The sequence below is a fragment of the Streptomyces sp. NPDC006463 genome, from assembly GCF_042870715.1.
In the GTDB taxonomy this organism is placed as follows: Bacteria; Actinomycetota; Actinomycetes; order Streptomycetales; family Streptomycetaceae; genus Streptomyces.
The window spans coordinates 117,765-133,741 of sequence record NZ_JBIAHP010000014.1 but is presented as its reverse complement, the minus strand read 5'-3'; the positions used below and the strand labels follow the sequence as shown (position 1 = coordinate 133,741).

16 protein-coding genes and 1 tRNA gene are annotated in these 15,977 nt (G+C 71.7%); 11 read left to right on the top strand and 6 right to left on the bottom strand.

All coding sequences use genetic code 11. The features are described from left to right. Positions 1 to 631: 631 nt before the first annotated feature. From ACFYOB_RS25465 to ACFYOB_RS25440, 6 genes are all read left to right on the top strand, one after another. A complete protein-coding gene (locus ACFYOB_RS25465) occupies positions 632 to 1,114 on the top strand; it encodes a CarD family transcriptional regulator (RefSeq protein ID WP_003953493.1) in 483 nt (160 codons plus the stop codon). 207 nt (positions 1,115 to 1,321) lie between these two features. Continuing rightward, a complete protein-coding gene (gene ispD, locus ACFYOB_RS25460) occupies positions 1,322 to 2,077 on the top strand; it encodes a 2-C-methyl-D-erythritol 4-phosphate cytidylyltransferase (RefSeq protein ID WP_388563107.1) in 756 nt (251 codons plus the stop codon). Further along, entirely contained in the window at positions 2,067 to 2,561 is a 495-nt protein-coding gene (gene ispF / locus ACFYOB_RS25455; protein ID WP_328926367.1) for a 2-C-methyl-D-erythritol 2,4-cyclodiphosphate synthase, read from the top strand. The genes ispD and ispF overlap by 11 nt, the downstream gene beginning before the upstream one ends. Positions 2,562 to 2,655: 94 nt before the next feature. Further along, the gene (cysS, locus tag ACFYOB_RS25450; protein WP_388563105.1) at positions 2,656 to 4,056 is read left to right on the top strand and encodes a cysteine--tRNA ligase; all 1,401 of its coding nucleotides are present in this window, start codon (positions 2,656 to 2,658) and stop codon (positions 4,054 to 4,056) included. Positions 4,057 to 4,151: 95 nt separating this feature from the next. Continuing rightward, positions 4,152 to 5,123 carry a 23S rRNA (guanosine(2251)-2'-O)-methyltransferase RlmB gene (rlmB, locus tag ACFYOB_RS25445; protein ID WP_388563103.1) on the top strand — a complete coding sequence of 324 codons (972 nt, stop codon included), beginning with the start codon at positions 4,152 to 4,154 and terminating at the stop codon, positions 5,121 to 5,123. A gap of 208 nt (positions 5,124 to 5,331) precedes the next feature. Beyond that, complete coding sequence (locus tag ACFYOB_RS25440; protein ID WP_388563101.1) at positions 5,332 to 6,837, top strand: DoxX family membrane protein; 1,506 nt, start codon at positions 5,332 to 5,334, stop codon at positions 6,835 to 6,837. A gap of 114 nt (positions 6,838 to 6,951) precedes the next feature. On the opposite strand, the gene ACFYOB_RS25435 is transcribed toward ACFYOB_RS25440, so the two are convergent. From ACFYOB_RS25435 to ACFYOB_RS25425, 3 genes are all read right to left on the bottom strand, one after another. Continuing rightward, positions 6,952 to 7,746: an NDP-sugar synthase gene (locus ACFYOB_RS25435; RefSeq protein WP_388563099.1), complete on the bottom strand. Its 795-nt coding sequence runs from the start codon at positions 7,744 to 7,746 to the stop codon at positions 6,952 to 6,954. Positions 7,747 to 7,772: 26 nt separating this feature from the next. Then, complete coding sequence (locus ACFYOB_RS25430) at positions 7,773 to 8,186, bottom strand: hypothetical protein (RefSeq protein ID WP_388563097.1); 414 nt, start codon at positions 8,184 to 8,186, stop codon at positions 7,773 to 7,775. A gap of 207 nt (positions 8,187 to 8,393) precedes the next feature. Then, complete coding sequence (locus ACFYOB_RS25425) at positions 8,394 to 9,482, bottom strand: ABC transporter ATP-binding protein (protein ID WP_388563095.1); 1,089 nt, start codon at positions 9,480 to 9,482, stop codon at positions 8,394 to 8,396. Positions 9,483 to 9,666: 184 nt separating this feature from the next. Between ACFYOB_RS25425 and ACFYOB_RS25420 the strand changes: the two genes are divergently transcribed. Beyond that, on the top strand, positions 9,667 to 10,347 hold the full coding sequence (locus ACFYOB_RS25420; RefSeq protein WP_388563093.1) for a hypothetical protein: 681 nt from the start codon (positions 9,667 to 9,669) through the stop codon (positions 10,345 to 10,347). A gap of 143 nt (positions 10,348 to 10,490) precedes the next feature. After that, a tRNA-Thr gene (locus tag ACFYOB_RS25415) sits at positions 10,491 to 10,568 on the top strand. Positions 10,569 to 10,617: 49 nt separating this feature from the next. Here ACFYOB_RS25415 and ACFYOB_RS25410 read toward each other — a convergent pair. Continuing rightward, the gene (locus tag ACFYOB_RS25410) at positions 10,618 to 12,000 is read right to left on the bottom strand and encodes an NAD(P)/FAD-dependent oxidoreductase (protein ID WP_388563091.1); all 1,383 of its coding nucleotides are present in this window, start codon (positions 11,998 to 12,000) and stop codon (positions 10,618 to 10,620) included. 238 nt (positions 12,001 to 12,238) lie between these two features. On the opposite strand from ACFYOB_RS25410, the gene ACFYOB_RS25405 reads away from it, so the two are divergent. Both ACFYOB_RS25405 and ACFYOB_RS25400 read left to right on the top strand, forming a co-directional pair. Continuing rightward, a complete protein-coding gene (locus ACFYOB_RS25405; RefSeq protein WP_388563240.1) occupies positions 12,239 to 13,180 on the top strand; it encodes an aminoglycoside phosphotransferase family protein in 942 nt (313 codons plus the stop codon). Further along, on the top strand, positions 13,177 to 13,668 hold the full coding sequence (locus tag ACFYOB_RS25400) for a GNAT family N-acetyltransferase (protein ID WP_388563089.1): 492 nt from the start codon (positions 13,177 to 13,179) through the stop codon (positions 13,666 to 13,668). Before ACFYOB_RS25405 ends, ACFYOB_RS25400 begins: the two co-directional genes overlap by 4 nt. On the opposite strand, the gene ACFYOB_RS25395 is transcribed toward ACFYOB_RS25400, so the two are convergent. Further along, complete coding sequence (locus tag ACFYOB_RS25395; protein ID WP_388563238.1) at positions 13,665 to 14,657, bottom strand: zinc-binding dehydrogenase; 993 nt, start codon at positions 14,655 to 14,657, stop codon at positions 13,665 to 13,667. The genes ACFYOB_RS25400 and ACFYOB_RS25395 overlap by 4 nt on opposite strands. Before the next feature lie 125 nt (positions 14,658 to 14,782). On the opposite strand from ACFYOB_RS25395, the gene ACFYOB_RS25390 reads away from it, so the two are divergent. Then, positions 14,783 to 15,457, top strand: a complete 675-nt coding sequence (locus ACFYOB_RS25390; RefSeq protein WP_388563087.1) for a pentapeptide repeat-containing protein — start codon at positions 14,783 to 14,785, stop codon at positions 15,455 to 15,457. A gap of 15 nt (positions 15,458 to 15,472) precedes the next feature. Here the strand turns inward: ACFYOB_RS25390 and ACFYOB_RS25385 are convergent, their stop codons facing one another. Continuing rightward, a complete protein-coding gene (locus tag ACFYOB_RS25385) occupies positions 15,473 to 15,976 on the bottom strand; it encodes a hypothetical protein (protein WP_388563085.1) in 504 nt (167 codons plus the stop codon). Position 15,977: the final 1 nt, after the last annotated feature.

Here is a 15,977-nt window from a genome sequence, read left to right as displayed (position 1 = left end):
GGGGCGGGTGGGCTCTTGGAACGGCCGAGGTAAAGCCGCTCTAAGGGTGTGTCAGCGCGCTTAGGTTACCGAGCCGCCGCCCCGCCCCCGCACCCGACCCTCCGCAGCGCGGTGGGCGCTCCGGGCGGGGTGTCCCGCCCGCCCCGCGATCTTGCATTCCGGTGCCGTTACCCGTGCTGTTCCTCGGGTCGTTCCCGGTGCGGTTACCGCTGCCGTTCCGCGCGCACTTCGCCGCGCCGATCTTGCGGCGCGCGCATATCGTGCGACGGGTGCCCCGTGATCAATTCCCGGATTCCCCCGAACGCCCCTTCGTGATCAATTGAGGATTGGGCCGGAACCCGCTGCGTACGGGCACCCGCCAGTCGAACGGAGTAGTTCGGTTTCCCGACCCCGAAACCGGCAAAACGGGACGTATGCCACAGTGGCGGGGGTGCCGGGCGGGTGTAGCGTGGCCCTTTCGCCTGGTCCGCACAGCACCCCCGACCTGCGAATACCCCCCTCCGGAAGCCTTCCGCAGCACGTTCGTGTCGCTGTTGTCAAGCCCCGAGATGTGCCCTGACCTGCGAAAACGCCATTCATAACAGTCAGTTCTCGTGTTACCCTGGATAGCCACGGAAGGGGTACCTGTCACATGACGTTCAAGGTTGGCGACACCGTGGTCTATCCCCATCACGGGGCCGCGCTGATCGAGGCCATTGAGACTCGTCAGATCAAAGGCGTGGACAAGACCTACTTGGTGCTCAAGGTCGCTCAGGGCGACCTGACGGTTCGTGTGCCTGCGGACAATGCGGAGTTCGTCGGCGTTCGCGACGTAGTCGGCCAGGACGGGCTGGACCGGGTCTTCGAGGTGCTCCGCGCACCGTATGCAGAAGAGCCGACGAACTGGTCCCGGCGCTACAAGGCAAATCTGGAGAAGCTCGCTTCTGGCGATGTCATCAAGGTCGCCGAAGTGGTGCGTGACCTGTGGCGTCGTGAGCGTGAGCGCGGGCTTTCCGCGGGTGAGAAGCGCATGCTCGCGAAGGCGCGTCAGATTCTGGTGAGCGAGCTTGCGCTCGCCGAGAACACGAACGAGGACAAGGCCGAGGCCCTCCTCGACGAGGTTCTCGCGTCCTGACGCGAGTTCCCGTTCATCGAAGTTCATCAAAACAGTGTGTACACAGTTGTGCCGTGGTGCCCGATGACACTGCCTCTCCTTCACGAGGGGCTGTCGCCGGGCGCTGCGGCATGTCTGTTTCCATGATCTTCTTCACTGGCGTGCCGGGGGTACCCCCAGGGCCATACCCATGTCGGCCGAAGTCACAAACCTGGCTCGGAGCTACTGATGTCTGACGAAACGCGCCCCCACCGCACCGCCGCCGTGATCCCGGCCGCCGGCCGCGGGGTACGCCTCGGCCCCGGCGCCCCCAAGGCCCTGCGGGCCCTCGGCGGCACCCCCATGCTCATCCACGCCGTCCGCGCGATGGCCCGCTCCCGCGCGGTCTCCCTCGTGGTCGTCGTCGCCCCGTCCGACGGCGCCGCCGAGGTACGCCTGCTGCTGAACGAGCACGCGCTGCCCGAGCGCACCGAGATCCTGGTCGTCCCCGGCGGGGAGACCCGCCAGGAGTCCGTACGCGCCGGCCTGGACGCGCTTCCCCCGGACATCACCTCCGTACTCGTGCACGACGCGGCCCGCCCCCTGGTCCCCGTCGACACCGTGGACTCCGTCATCGACGCCGTCCGCGACGGAGCCCCCGCCGTGGTGCCCGCCATGGCGCTGGCCGACACGGTCAAGGAAGTCGAGCCCGGCAAGCCCGGCGACCCCGAGCCCGTCCTCGGCACCCCCGAGCGGGCCCGGCTGCGCGCCGTACAGACCCCGCAGGGCTTCGACCTCGCCACCCTCCGGCGCGCGCACGACGAGTTCGCGGCGGGCACGGCCGACGGCGAGGGCGCCACCGACGACGCCGGCATGGTGGAGCGCCTCGGCGTCACCGTCGTGGTGATCCCCGGCCACGAAGAGGCCTTCAAGGTCACCCGCCCCCTCGACCTCGTCCTCGCCGAGGCCGTACTCGCCCGCAGGAGGGCCACCGATGCCTACTAGTCCCCTGATCCCGCTCGTCGGCATCGGCACCGACGTGCACGCCTTCGAGGCCGGACGCGAACTGTGGTGCGCCGGGCTGCTGTGGGAGGGCGAGGACGGCCTGGCCGGACACTCCGACGGCGACGTCGCCGCGCACGCCGCCTGCGACGCCCTCTTCTCCGCCGCCGGCGTCGGGGACCTCGGCGCGCACTTCGGCACCTCCCGCCCCGAGTGGTCCGGCGCCGCCGGCGTCACCCTCCTGGCGGAGGCCGCCCGCATCGTCCGCGCCGAGGGCTTCGAGATCGGCAACATCGCCATCCAGGTGATCGGCGTACGCCCGAAGATCGGCAAACGGCGCGAAGAGGCGCAGAAGGCGCTCGCCGCCGCGGCGGGCGCCCCCGTCTCCGTCTCCGGCACCACCACCGACGGACTGGGCCTCACCGGCCGGGCCGAAGGGCTCGCCGCGATCGCCACGGCCCTCGTGTACCGGACGAACCAGGCCTGAAAACGCCCGGAGGCGGCACTTCTTCGGCAACAAAGGTGCCCCGGGGCCCCAAAGGGTCGCGGGGCACTGCTATACGCGCACTACCCTGGATGCCGTGACTATTCGCCTGTACGACACCAGCGCCCGGCAGATCCGCGACTTCACCCCGCTCACTCCGGGCTGTGTCTCGATCTACCTGTGCGGCGCCACGGTGCAGGCGGCCCCGCACATCGGGCACATCCGGTCGGGCCTCAACTTCGACATGATGCGCCGCTGGTTCGAGTACCGGGGCTACGAGGTCACCTTCATCCGCAACGTCACCGACATCGACGACAAGATCATCGCGAAGGCCGCCGAGCAGCGCCGCCCGTGGTGGTCCATCGGCTACGAGAACGAGCGCGCCTTCAACGACGGCTACAACGCCCTCGGCTGCCTCCCGCCCACCTACGAGCCGCGCGCCACCGGCCACGTCACCGAGATGGTCGAGATGATGCGCGGCCTCATCGAGCGCGGCCACGCCTACGAGTCCGAGGGCAACGTCTACTTCGACGTGAAGTCGTACGCCGACTACCTCTCGCTCTCCCGCCAGGAGCTCGACAACATCCGCCAGCCGGAGAGCACCGGCGAGACGGGCAAGCGGGACGCCCGCGACTTCGCCATGTGGAAGTCCGTCAAGCCCGGCGAGCCCTCCTGGGAGACCCCCTGGGGCCGCGGCCGTCCCGGCTGGCACCTGGAGTGCTCGGCCATGGCGCACAAGTACCTCGGCGAGGCCTTCGACATCCACGGCGGCGGACTCGACCTGATCTTCCCGCACCACGAGAACGAGATCGCCCAGGCCAAGGCCTTCGGCGACGAGTTCGCGAAGTACTGGGTGCACAACGCCTGGGTCACCATGTCCGGCGAGAAGATGTCCAAGTCCCTCGGGAACTCGGTCCTCGTCTCCGAGATGGTCAAGCAGTGGCGTCCGATCGTCCTGCGCTACTACCTCGGCACCCCGCACTACCGCTCGATGATCGAGTACAGCGAGGAGGCCCTGCGTGAGGCGGAGTCCGCCTTCGCCCGCATCGAGGGCTTCTACCAGCGCGTGATCGAGAAGGCCGGCGGGGCCGTCGAGCCCGCCGCCGAGGTCCCGCCCGCCTTCGCCGAGGCCATGGACGACGACTTGGGCGTCCCGCAGGCGCTCGCCATCGTCCACACCACCGTCCGCCAGGGCAACAGCGCGCTCGCCGCCGACGACAAGGACGCGGCCATCGCCCGGCTGTCCGAGGTGCGGGCCATGCTCACCGTCCTCGGCCTGGACCCGCTCGACCCGCACTGGGCCGGCGAGGCCGATCGCGGCGAGGACCTCCACGGCGCTGTGGACACCCTCGTGCGCCTCGTCCTGGAACAGCGCGAGTCCGCCCGCGCCCGCAAGGACTGGGCGACGGCCGACGCCATCCGCGACCAGCTCCAGCAGTCCGGACTGGTCATCGAGGACAGCCCGACGGGCCCGCGCTGGACGCTCGGCCCCCGCTGAGCCGGCGCAGCTGAACTTGGTGTGCCGCCCGGCGCTCCGGGCGGCACACTCTTCATACGTACATACCGCAGCATCAACGAAAACAGGTAGAAGTCATGGCCGGGAACAGCCAGCGCAGGAACCGCCGCACGTCCAACAAGAAGGGCGCCACGGTCGGCAGCGGTGGCCAGCGGCGCAAGGGCCTGGAGGGCAAGGGCCCCACGCCCAAGGCCGAGGAACGCAAGGGCCACAAGGCGTTCCGCGTCAGCAACGCCATGGCCAGGCAGGCCGCCAAGCGTCGCCCGGCCCCCCGTCGCGGCGGCCCCAAGGGCACCAGCGAGATGGTCGTCGGCCGCAACCCGGTCTTCGAGGCGCTGCGCGACGGGGTCCCGGCCACCACGCTGTACGTCCAGCAGTTCATCGACAACGACGAGCGCGTCCGCGAGGCCCTCCAGCTCGCCGGCGAGCGCGGCAACATCAACCTGATGGAAGCCCCGCGCCCCGAGCTCGACCGCATGACCAACGGGCTCAACCACCAGGGCCTGGTCCTGCAGGTCCCGCCGTACGAGTACGCGCACCCCGAGGACCTCACCGCGGCCGCGTACGACGAAGGCGACGACCCGCTGATCGTGGCCCTCGACGGCGTCACCGACCCGCGCAACCTCGGCGCGATCGTCCGCTCCGTCTCCGCCTTCGGCGGCCACGGCGTGGTCATCCCCGAGCGCCGCGCCGCCGGCATGACCGCCGGCGCCTGGAAGACCTCGGCCGGCACCGCCGCCCGTACCCCGGTCTCCCGCGTCACCAACCTGACCCGCGCCCTCCAGGACTACAAGAAGGCCGGCATCACCATCGTCGGGCTCGCCGCCGAGGGCACGCACTCGGTGAGCGACCTGGAGGCGCTCGGCGGCCCGGTCGTCATCGTCGTCGGCTCCGAGGGCAAGGGCCTCGGCCGCCTCGTCGGCGAGAACTGCGACTACCTCGTCCGCATCCCGATGCCGGGCGGTGCCGAGTCCCTCAACGCCGGTGTCGCCGCCGGCGTCGTGCTCTACGAGGCCGCCCGCCGCCGTGCGGACCGCAGTCGCGTCTGATCGGCCGCATCGGTCCGGATCGGCCCGGATCGCCCTGATGGGTCTGACCGGCCCTGTTCCGCGCGATCCGCTTGATCCACTTGGCTCACGGAAAGTGACCCGTGTGCGTGTCACCCCGCCCGTTCTGGGCGGGGTGGCTTGATCTTGACGGGTCTCGGACACATCCCTGGTGTCAAGGCAGTGTCCTAAACACTGATCACTCGGTTAGATGAGTGTGGACACCAGAACGTCAGGGTTCGACGACCAGCCCGCGCTGAGCATGGTCAAGGTGCCGTGCGACCCCGCACAGGTCATCGTCAACCACGCCAGCTTCCGCGTGCGGCTCGCACCGAGCCCGAGCGCGCGTTCCAAGCCCGCGAACGCCCCCGGCCGGGCAGCCGTCCTGGGCGGCGCCGTGGTCGCCGCCTCCGGAGCCACCCGCCGCAGATCGCCCGTGGTCTGGAGCGGCAGGTCGGAGGCGGGCGACTCCGCGGCCATGGGCGGACTCCTCCAGGCCGTACGCGGCCACGACGAGTACGACGGCGGCGCCACCCAGGTCATCCCGCGAGTCGACCTGGCCCACGACCTCGCCGAGGACACCCTGGCCAGGCCGACCGTCATCGGCCAGCGCACCTACGGGTACCCCGACGAGACGCGCCCGATGCCCCCCGTGCGGGACCTGCCGTACGCCGATCCGCCCGGCACCCGTCCCGGCGCGGACCCCCGGCGGCCAGGCCCGGACGCCCGCGCGCAGGCCTCCTACTACCCCGGCCGCCGGATGAACCTCGGCGTCGTGCTGCTCCCGCTGCGCGTCTTCCTCGGCTTCATCTCCATCTACGCCGGCATGGGCAAGCTGTGCGACCCCGTCTACTTCGACGGCGGCGAACGCGGCTCCATGGTCACCTGGCTGCACACCCTCCACCCCTGGGCCCTGGCCGAACCGCTGCGCGACTTCGCGCTCGCGCACCCGGTCGGCGCCGGCCTCACGGTGGCGTTCCTCCAGGTCATCGTCGGCGTGCTGACCGTCTTCGGCCTGTGGCAGCGGTTCGCCGCCTGCTTCGGGGCGCTGCTCTCCGCCGCGCTGCTGATGACGGTGAGCTGGAAGACCGTCCCGGCCTACGACGCGCCCGACATCATCTACCTCGCCGCCTGGAGCCCGCTGATCATCGCGGGCGCGCCGGTCTACTCCCTCGACGGCCGCCTCGCCGGCGAAGCCTGGCGCACCCTCGGACCGCGCTCCGAGGTCTGGCGGCTGCGTCGGCGCGTGCTGCGCCGCGGAGCCGTCATGGCCACCGTCGTGTGCGGGCTCACCCTGCTCATCGGCTCGCTGCTCGGCGGCGCCGTCCGCTCCACCACCGTGGTCACCGTCCCGGGACCGGGACAGGCCCCCAGCAACTACCTGCCGGGCCGGCCGCTGCCGAAGGCGCCGGCCAGGCAGCAGCCCACCCAACAGCCCACCCAACAGCCGTCGTCCAAGGGGCCGCAGCCCTCGGCCACGCCGTCCGAACCGGCCGCCGCGAAGTCCGGCAAGACCGCTTCCGGCGCCCCCGCCCGTGAGACCGCAGGATCCCGCTCCGAGTCGCCCACCGCGTCGAAGGGCACCACCAGCCGGCAGACCCCGCGCAGCACACCGCGGCAGTCCAGCTCACCGAAGGCTCCGGTCACTTCCTCGGGGTCCACGAGCGGAGGGTCCCCGACGAGGCAGCCCGGCCTCATCGGCGGAATCATCGGCTGAGCACCGGCTGATCACTTCTGGCAGCCTCGACCGACGGAGGGGCCCGGCACGCACGGCGTGCCGGGCCCCTCCGTGTGTGCCGTGCGACATGTGGCACGTGGCCTGTGGAGGGCCTCAGGGGCCCGTCTGCGCCGCCAACTCCCGTGCGGCCTCGGTCAGGTCCTTCGCCGTGTCGATCGCCCGCCAGTAGGCCCCCTGGGGCAGCGGGAAGCCCGCCAGCCGGCGCTCGCGCGCCAGCCGCGGGAACGTGGTCCGCTCGTGGTCCCCCAAGTCCGGGAGCAGCGCGGCGAATTCGGGCCCGAAGACGTACACGCCCGCATTGACCGGATAGGGCGAGGGCGGAGCCTCGATGAAGTCCAGCACCTGCCCGAACTCGTTGGTCTCCACCACCCCCCACGGAATCCGCGGCCGGGCCAGCGCGAGCGTCGCCACCGCGCCGCGCTCCGCGTGGAAAGCGGCCATCTCGCGCAGCGAGAAACGGGTCCAGATGTCCCCGTTCGTCGCGTACCAGGACCGGTCCGGGTGCGGGAGGTGGCGCGCCGCGTACTTCAGGCCCCCGCCCCGTCCCAGCGGCTCCTCCTCCACCACCGTCGTCACGCGCAGCGGCAACACCGCCTCCGCCAGCCATTCCTGGAGCACCCCGGCGAGATGTCCGCACGAGACCACGGCGTCCGTGACCCCTTCCGAGGCCAGCCAGGCCAGTTGGTGCCCGATGATCGGCACCCCCGTCCCCGGGATCTCGACCATCGGCTTGGGACGGTCGTCCGTGTACGGCCGCAGCCGCGAACCCTGGCCACCCGCCAGGACGACTGCCTGGGAGGGGGCCGCGGGGAACGCGGCTGCGGGAAAGGCGGACCGGGTGGAGCGGGCGGATCGGCGTGCGGGAGGCGCGGGTTCGGCGTCGGTCATGCCGGCCAGCGTAGGGACGCGGCGGCTCAGCCCATGGAGGCGACGCCGGTCGCGTACGCGGTGTCGCACACGGGACGGGCGAAGGACTGGGCCTTCGTCGGACCGTACGCGTCCACGGCCGCCCGCCCCAATGCCCGCGCGATCCCCACGCAGTGCTGGGCCAGCGACGGCCGCTTGTCCACCTCCTGCTGGAGGTGGGTCAGGACGTCACCCGGCTCCTGCCCCTGCTGGATCTCGCCGACGAGCTTGTCGCGCAGCAGGTCGTGCGCCGCGCGCGGCTTGGCGGGGACGGAGACGTCCTCGGCGGCGGCGGTGAGGATCTGGGAAGACGAAGTGTCCGCCCAGGGAACCATCGTGACCGCGAGGGTCCCGGACAGGACCAGGACGACGGGCAGGACCAGGGCGAGGGAACGGCCGATACGGCGGGCAGTGTGGGTCACGAGGGCGAGAGTAGCGCTCGGTGAAGAACCGGCGACAATTGGTCACCCTGATGGGGGATGGTTCGACGTGGCTTTTCGAATTAAGGGTTGACGGGTGGGGCCGAATGGCCCGGTCTGCCGGAGTTCCGCACGGCGGCCGCGCGACACGGAAAGGGGCGTCCCGTCCGACGGAACGCCCCTTCCCACCGTTTCACCGTCCGGGCGGTGTCAGCCGGAGAGCCGCTCGCCGGAGGAGGTCGAGAACACGTGGATCTCGCCGGCCCGCGGCACCACGTGCAGGTTCGAACCCTTCTCGGGCACCTGGCGGCCGCCCACGCGGACCACGAGGTCCTGCGAACCCTCGGCCGAGGCAGCCGATCCGTACACGTAGCCGTCGGCGCCGAGCTCCTCGACCACGTTCACGACGATCGTCAGACCGCCGGACTCGGCGATGTCGAAGTGCTCCGGGCGCACGCCCACCGTGACGGTACGGTCGCCCGCGTCGGCCGCGGCCGACAGCGCCTCGCGCGACACCGGGACCACGCTGTCGCCGAACTTCACACCGCCGTCGGTGATCGGGACCTCGACCAGGTTCATGGCCGGGGAGCCGATGAAGCCCGCGACGAACAGGTTCGCCGGGCGGTCGTACATGTTGCGCGGGGTGTCGACCTGCTGGAGCAGCCCGTCCTTGAGCACGGCCACGCGGTCGCCCATGGTCATGGCCTCGACCTGGTCGTGGGTGACGTAGACGGTGGTGATGCCGAGGTCGCGCTGGAGCGCCGCGATCTGCGTACGGGTGGAGACGCGGAGCTTGGCGTCGAGGTTCGACAGCGGCTCGTCCATGAGGAACACCTGCGGCTTGCGCACGATGGCGCGGCCCATGGCGACGCGCTGGCGCTGACCGCCGGAGAGCGCCTTCGGCTTGCGGTCGAGGTACTGGGTGAGGTCCAGCATCTTCGCCGCGTCCTCCACCTTCTTGCGAATGGTGGCCTTGTCCTCACCGGCGATCTTGAGCGCGAAGCCCATGTTGTCGGCGACGGACATGTGCGGGTAGAGCGCGTAGTTCTGGAACACCATCGCGATGTCCCGGTCCTTGGGCGGCAGGTGCGTGACGTCGCGGTCGCCGATGCGGATGGCGCCGCCGTTGACGTCCTCCAGGCCGGCGAGCATGCGCAGCGAGGTGGACTTGCCGCAGCCGGACGGACCGACGAGGACGAGGAACTCGCCGTCCTCGATCTCCAGCTCCAGCTGGTCGACGGCGGGCTTGTCGCCGCCGGGGTACAGCCGGGTCGCCTTGTCGAAAGTGACAGAAGCCATGGTGATGAATCCCTTCTACCGGCAGGAACGTGCCGGACGATCCGAGTGGAAGGAAGAATGGGTCTAGTCCACTAGATGGACTTCCGCCTGACGCTACCCGCCGATCCGCCTCCTGTCAGCACCCGCACCGACGTGACTTCGGACTCTGTGCGATCTGTCGGACCCGAATGCTTGGATGGCCGGCATGAACGGCACACACCGCCCCCGCGACGTCCACGAACTGATCCGGGTACTCCCCGACGTCGCGGTCCTGCGTGACCGCTGCCGGGCGCTGGCGGCCCTGGACGTGCTGATGGGCGGCCGGGGCGGGAGCTACTTCGACTACGACCCCGCGTGGGGTCCGGATACCGCGGCCGCGCTGATGGACAACGGCGCGGGTGACGAGTACGCGATCCTCTTCACGCCCGACGGGGTCTTCGGGCGCGGCTTCGACCACGAGTCCTGGATGAGCCCTTACACGAACGAGGACATGGCCCTGTGGCCCGGTCTCGTGGACACCCTGCCGGAGGTCTTCCGGCCGCTGCTCGCGGAGACGGCCTTCTGCGACGACGACGTGCAGGTGGCCACGGTGGTGTTCTGGCGGGAGGCTTCCGACACGGCCTGGCGGGCGGGGCCGGTGGAGATCCCCGCGGACACGGACGACGGTACGGGCCACCTCTTCCGCGTCCTGGCGGCCGGCACCCCGGAGGCGTACGTGGACTTCGCCGAGGGCTACTACGAGCGGGACGTCGACCTCGACGCGGTCCGCCACGTCTTCGCCCTGAGCCCCCTCACGGAGACCGTGGTCAAGACCCTGAACCCGCACGCGGACCTCGCCGCGGCGGCGGAGGCGGCGGAGGCGACCGGGTACCCGGTGGGTTTCTGAGCGCCGTCAGCGGTACACCAGTCCGTCCGGCGAACGTGCGCGTGGGTGGTTCCGGGTGCGGCTTCAATGCGATGGCTCGGGGAATCGGGCCCTGTGTAGAGTGATGGCGGCTTCGCTCGCAGTACATTTGCGGGCGGTGTTGTGCCTCCTTAGCTCAGTCCGGCCAGAGCAACGCACTTGTAATGCGTAGGTCGTCGGTTCGAATCCGACAGGGGGCTCCATGCGGAAGCGGAAAGGCCCCGGGTGTTCACCCGGGGCCTTTTCCGTCGGTCAGTGGCGGCCCGAGACGCGGTCCGCCAGGCGGGCCAGGGGGGTTGTCGTCGGGCGGTGGGTCGCGGTCTCGCGGCGGTCCGCCTCGCGGTAGGCGGCGTAGAGGGCCTGGACGCCGAGCCAGCGGAAGGGTTCCGGCTCCCAGCGGCGGACGCGGTGGCCCACCCACGGGAGGGTGGTCAGGTCCGTGGAGTCGCCGAGGACCAGGTCGCGCAGGGTCCGGCCGGCGAGGTTGGTGGTGGCCACGCCCGAGCCGACGTAGCCGCCCGCCCAGCCCAGGCCCGTGGTGGCGTCCAGGGTGACGGTGGCGCACCAGTCGCGCGGGACGCCGAGGACGCCCGACCACGCGTGGGTGATCTCCGTGCCGGTGAGGGCCGGGAAGAAGGAGAAGAGGAGGTCGCGCAGGGAGTCGATGGTGGCCGACTGGGTGCGGCCGTCATTGTCCGTGCGGGAGCCGAAGCGGTACGGGACCCCGCGGCCGCCGATCGCGATGCGGCCGTCGGCGGTGCGCTGGGCGTACATGTAGGCGTGGGCCATGTCGCCCAGGAGCGCCGGGTCCGACCAGGCCAGCTGATTCCAGGTCGACTCCGGGATCGGGGCCGTCACGATCATCGAGGAGTTCATGGGGAGCCACGAGCGCTTCTGGCCCTTGAGGGCGGCGGTGAACCCCTCGGTGCAGCGCAGGACGTACGGGGCGCGGACCGTCCCGTACGGGGTGACCGCCTTCCGGGGGGCGATCTCCGTGACCGGGGTGGACTCGTGGATCACCACGCCCATGCGTTCGCAGGCCGCGGCCAGGCCCTTGACCAGCTTCAGGGGGTGGATGCGGGCGCCGTGCGGGGTCCAGGTGGAGCCGACGGCGTCGGCGATGTCGATGCGGGCGCGGGTGTCGGTGGCGTCGTAGAGCTCGCGGTCGCTCTCGCCGAAGGAGAGTTCGGCGGCGTGGAACGCTTTGAGGCGGGTGAGCTGGGCGGGGGTGCGGGCGACTTCGAGGACGCCGCCGCGGTGGATGTCGGCGTCGATGCCTTCCTTGGCGGCGATGTCGATGACCTCGGTGACGGTGTCGTTCATGGCGCGCTGGAGGCGGAGGGCGGCCTGGTGTCCGTGGAGCGCGGCGTAGCGGTCGCGGCCGGCGATGCCGTTGTAGAGCCAGCCGCCGTTGCGGCCGGAGGCCCCGTAGCCGCAGAACTTCTGCTCCAGGACGGTGACGCGGAGGTCGGGCGCGGACGCCTTGAGGTAGTAGGCGGTCCACAGGCCGGTGTAGCCGCCGCCCACGATGACGACGTCGGCCGTGGCGTCGGCGGTGAGGGGTGAGCGGGGTGGGGCGGCCGGGGTGGTGTGGTCGGTCGCGTACCAGAAGGAGATGCCGCCGTTGATCGTCATGGGGGAGTTGCTACACCCCGTTTCGGACGGGTGTCCAGGGACTGGTTGTCGTGCTTCGGGGTGTGTTTCCAGGCCGGATGGCGGATGTGGGAGGGGTGGCGGGGGCCGTAGGGTGGTGGGGGTTTTGTTGCGTTTTGGGTGAGGGGTTCGGTTCATGGCGGCCCGCGGTGCGGGTCGGCGCGGAGCCTTTCGCCCGGACGCCGCAGGCGGCCGTCGTAGCCTCGGGGGCATGGCGGACATGGCGGACGTGGTGGAGGTACCGGAGGCCCTGGCCGATGCGCAGGCCAGGTTCAACGGGGCGGCGGGGCGGGAGTTCATCGCCGGGTTGCCCGCGCTGGCGGCCCGGTTCCTGGAGCGGTGGGAGCTGCGGCGCACGGGGCCGGGGATGCACGGGGTGACCGCTCTGGTGCTGCCGGTGGAGCGCCCGGACGGCACGCCGGCCGCGCTGAAGCTGCAACTGGTCGACGAGGAGAGCGCGGGGGAGCCGGTCGCGCTGCGCGCGTGGCGCGGGGAGGGCGCCGTACGGCTGCTGGAGCACGACGAGGCGACCGGGGCGATGCTGCTGGAGCGGCTCGACGAGGGGCGGCACCTGTCGGCGGTCGCGGAGCGGGATTCCCGGCGGGCGGTCCAAGTGGTCGCGGAGCTGCTGGCCCGGCTGACGGCGGTGCCGGCTCCGGTGGGGCTGCGCGGGCTCGGCGGGATGGCCGCCGGGATGCTGGAGGCGGTGCCGGGGGCGCTGGCGCGGCTGGACGACGTACGGGACCGGCGGGTGGTGCGGGACTGCGCGGCGGCGGTGGCCGAGGTGGTGGGGGAGCCCGGGGACCGGTTGCTGCACTGGGACCTGCACTACGACAACGTGTTGGGCGGCGGCGCCGACGGCGGTCGGGAGGAGTGGCTGGCGATCGATCCGAAGCCGCTGGCCGGGGATCCGGGCTTCGATCTGCTGCCGGCCATCGCCGACAACTTCGCGGTGGACGAGGTGCGGTGGCGGTTCGACCTGATGACGCAGGTGCTGGGCCTGGACCGTGAACGGGCGCGGGCGTGGACCCTGGGGCGGGTGCTGCAGAACTGCCTGTGGGACGTGGAGGACGGCGAGTTGCGGCTCCAGGAGCAGCAACTGGCCCTGGCCGAGGTGCTGCTGGGGCGGGGTCCGGCGGCCGGCTCTAGGGTGCGGGGATGATCCGTAGCGCTCAAGTCACCGATGTTCCTGCCATTCGCGAGATGATCCGTGAGCTCGCGGACTACGAGAAGGTGCCGCACGAGGCCCGGGCGACCGAGGAGCAGCTGCGCGAGGCGCTGTTCGGGGAGCGGCCCGCGGCGTTCGCGCACATCGCGGAGTCGCCCGAGGGGGAGGTCGTCGGATTCGCGGTGTGGTTCCTCAGCTTCTCGACGTGGCGCGGGGTGCACGGGATCTATCTGGAGGACCTGTACGTGCGGCCGGGTGCGCGCGGAGGCGGTTACGGGAAGGCGCTGCTGCGGGAGTTGGCGCGGATCTGCGTGGAGCGCGGCTACGGGCGCCTGGAGTGGTCGGTGCTGGACTGGAACGCGCCGACGATCGCGTTCTACGAGGCCCTGGGCGCGCGGCCGCAGGACGAGTGGTCGGTGTACCGGTTGACGGACGGGCCGCTGGCCGAGCTGGGCGCGGGCAGCGGGGAGGGATTTTCCTAGGGCTCCAGGACCACCTTGCCGGTCGTGGCGCGGGTCTCCAGGGCGCGGTGGGCGGACGCGGCCTCGGCGAGGGGGTGGCGCTGGACGGCCGGGCGCAGGCGGCCGGCGGCGGCTTCGGCGAGGGCGCGGGTCTCCAGGACGCGGAGGGGGTCGGGGGCGCCGACGGCCTGGAGCATGGCGGGGCCCAGCACGTTTCGGGTGGTGATGCCGCGGGCGGTGAGGCCGGCGCGTTCGGCGTCGGTGAGGTCGAGGGGGCCGGCGGACCAGCCGAAGACGAGGTGGCGGGCGCGGGGGGCGAGGAGGCCGAGGGCGGCGCGGGCGGTGGCTCCGCCGACGGAGTCGAAGAGCACGGTGGCGCCGCCGGCGGAGTGTTCGCGTACGGCGTCGGGCCAGTCGGGGGCGGTGTAGTCGAGGGCGAGGTGGGCGCCGTTGGCAGCGGCGAGGGCCGTTTTGGCGGGGCCTCCGGCGAGGGCGATGACGGTGGCTCCGGCGTTCCTCGCGTACTGGACGAGCAGGGTGCCGATGCCGCCGGCGGCGGCGGGGATCAGGGCGGTGGAGTGCGGGCCGAGTTCGGCGAACTGGAGGATCCCGAGCGTGGTGCGGCCGGTGCCGATCATGGCGACGGCCTCGGCGGCGTCGAGGCCGGGCGGTACGGGGTGCAGGCGGTCGGCGTCGGCGACGGCGTACTCGGCGTAGCCGCCGGGTGCGAAGCCGAGGTGGACGACGACGCTGCGGCCGAGCCAGGCGGGGTCGGTGCCGGGGCCGAGGGCGTCGACGGTGCCGGCGACCTCGCGGCCCGGGGTCGTGGGCAGCTCGGGGAGGGCGGGGGCGGGCCCTTGGATGCCCTGGCGGAGGGTGGTGTCGAGGAGGTGGACACCGGCGGCGGCCACGGCGATGCGGACCTGGCCGGGGGCCGGGACGGGGGTGGGGACGGCCTCGTACGTGAGGTTCTCGGCGGGGCCGAAGGCGTGCAGGCGGACGGCGTTCATGGTGTCTGTGGTGTCCATGGCGCAAGCCTTGGACCTCGACCGTGGTTGAGGTCAAGGTGCTGCCGCTACTGCCAGTGCTGCAGGTCTTTCCGGGCCTTGTCAGTGGGCTGCGCCACGATGGGGGCATGGCGCGCAAAGGGCAGCAGGAGACGGTGAAGTCGGCGCGGCGGCCGGAGGTGCGGTTGCCGGAGCTGGCGGTGTGGGAGGGGGACGGGCTGGAGCCCGACGGGGACTACGACGGGCTGGAGTTCGCGGATCTGGACCTGGCGGGGCAGGAGGGGGTCGGGGCCCGGTTCATGGACTGCGCGGTGCGCAGGTGCGCGCTGGACGAGGCGGGGCTGGCGAAGGCGCGGATCCTGGACTCGGTGCTGGAGGGGGTCCGGGGGGTGGGGACCGACCTGTCCGGGGCTTCGCTGCGGGACGTGGAGCTGCTGGACGCGCGGCTGGGCGGGGTGCAGCTGCACGGGGCGGTGCTGGAGCGGGTGGTGGTCCGGGGCGGCAAGATCGACTACCTGAACCTGCGGGAGGCGCGGCTGCGCGACGTGGTCTTCGAGGGGTGCGTGCTAGTGGAGCCCGACTTCGCGGGCGCGGTGCTGGAGCGGGTGGAGTTCCGGGACTGCACGCTGCGGGGGGTCGACTTCAGCGGAGTGCGGATGACGGACGTGGATCTGCGGGCCGCGGGTGTGCTGGAGATCGCCCGGGGGGTGGAGGCGCTGGCCGGGGCCGTGATCAGCCCGGGGCAGCTGTTCGAGCTGGCCCCGGCGATGGCGGCGCAGCTGGGGGTGCGGGTGATCGCGTAGCGGGGCCGCAGGGCGTCAGGCCGGGACGCGGGGGAAGCGGGACTGGAGCATCCAGATGGCGGGGTTGTCGGCGAGGGCGTCGTGCATGTCGACGAGGTCGGCGATGAGGTCGTGCAGGAAGTCGCGGGCCTCGCGGCGCAGCAGGCGGTGGCTGAAGGTCAGCGGCTCCTCGTCGCCCGGCATCCAGTCGGCCTCGACGTCGACCCAGCCGAAGCGGCGCTCGAAGAGCATCCGGTCGGTGGACTCGGTGAAGTCGATTTCGGCGTACTGGCGGTTGGCGGAGCGGCTGCCGCGCGGGTCCTGGTCGAGCTGCTCGACGATGTCGCACAGGGCCCAGGCGAAGTCCAGTACGGGCACCCATCCCCAGGCTGTGGACACTTCCCGGTCCGTGTTGGTGTCGGCGAGGTAGACGTCCCCGCAGAACAGGTCGTGACGCAGGGTGTGGACGTCCGCCGAGCGGTAGTCGGTCTGCGGGGGGTCGGGGAAGCGCCGGGAGAGGGAGTAGCCGATGTCGAGCACG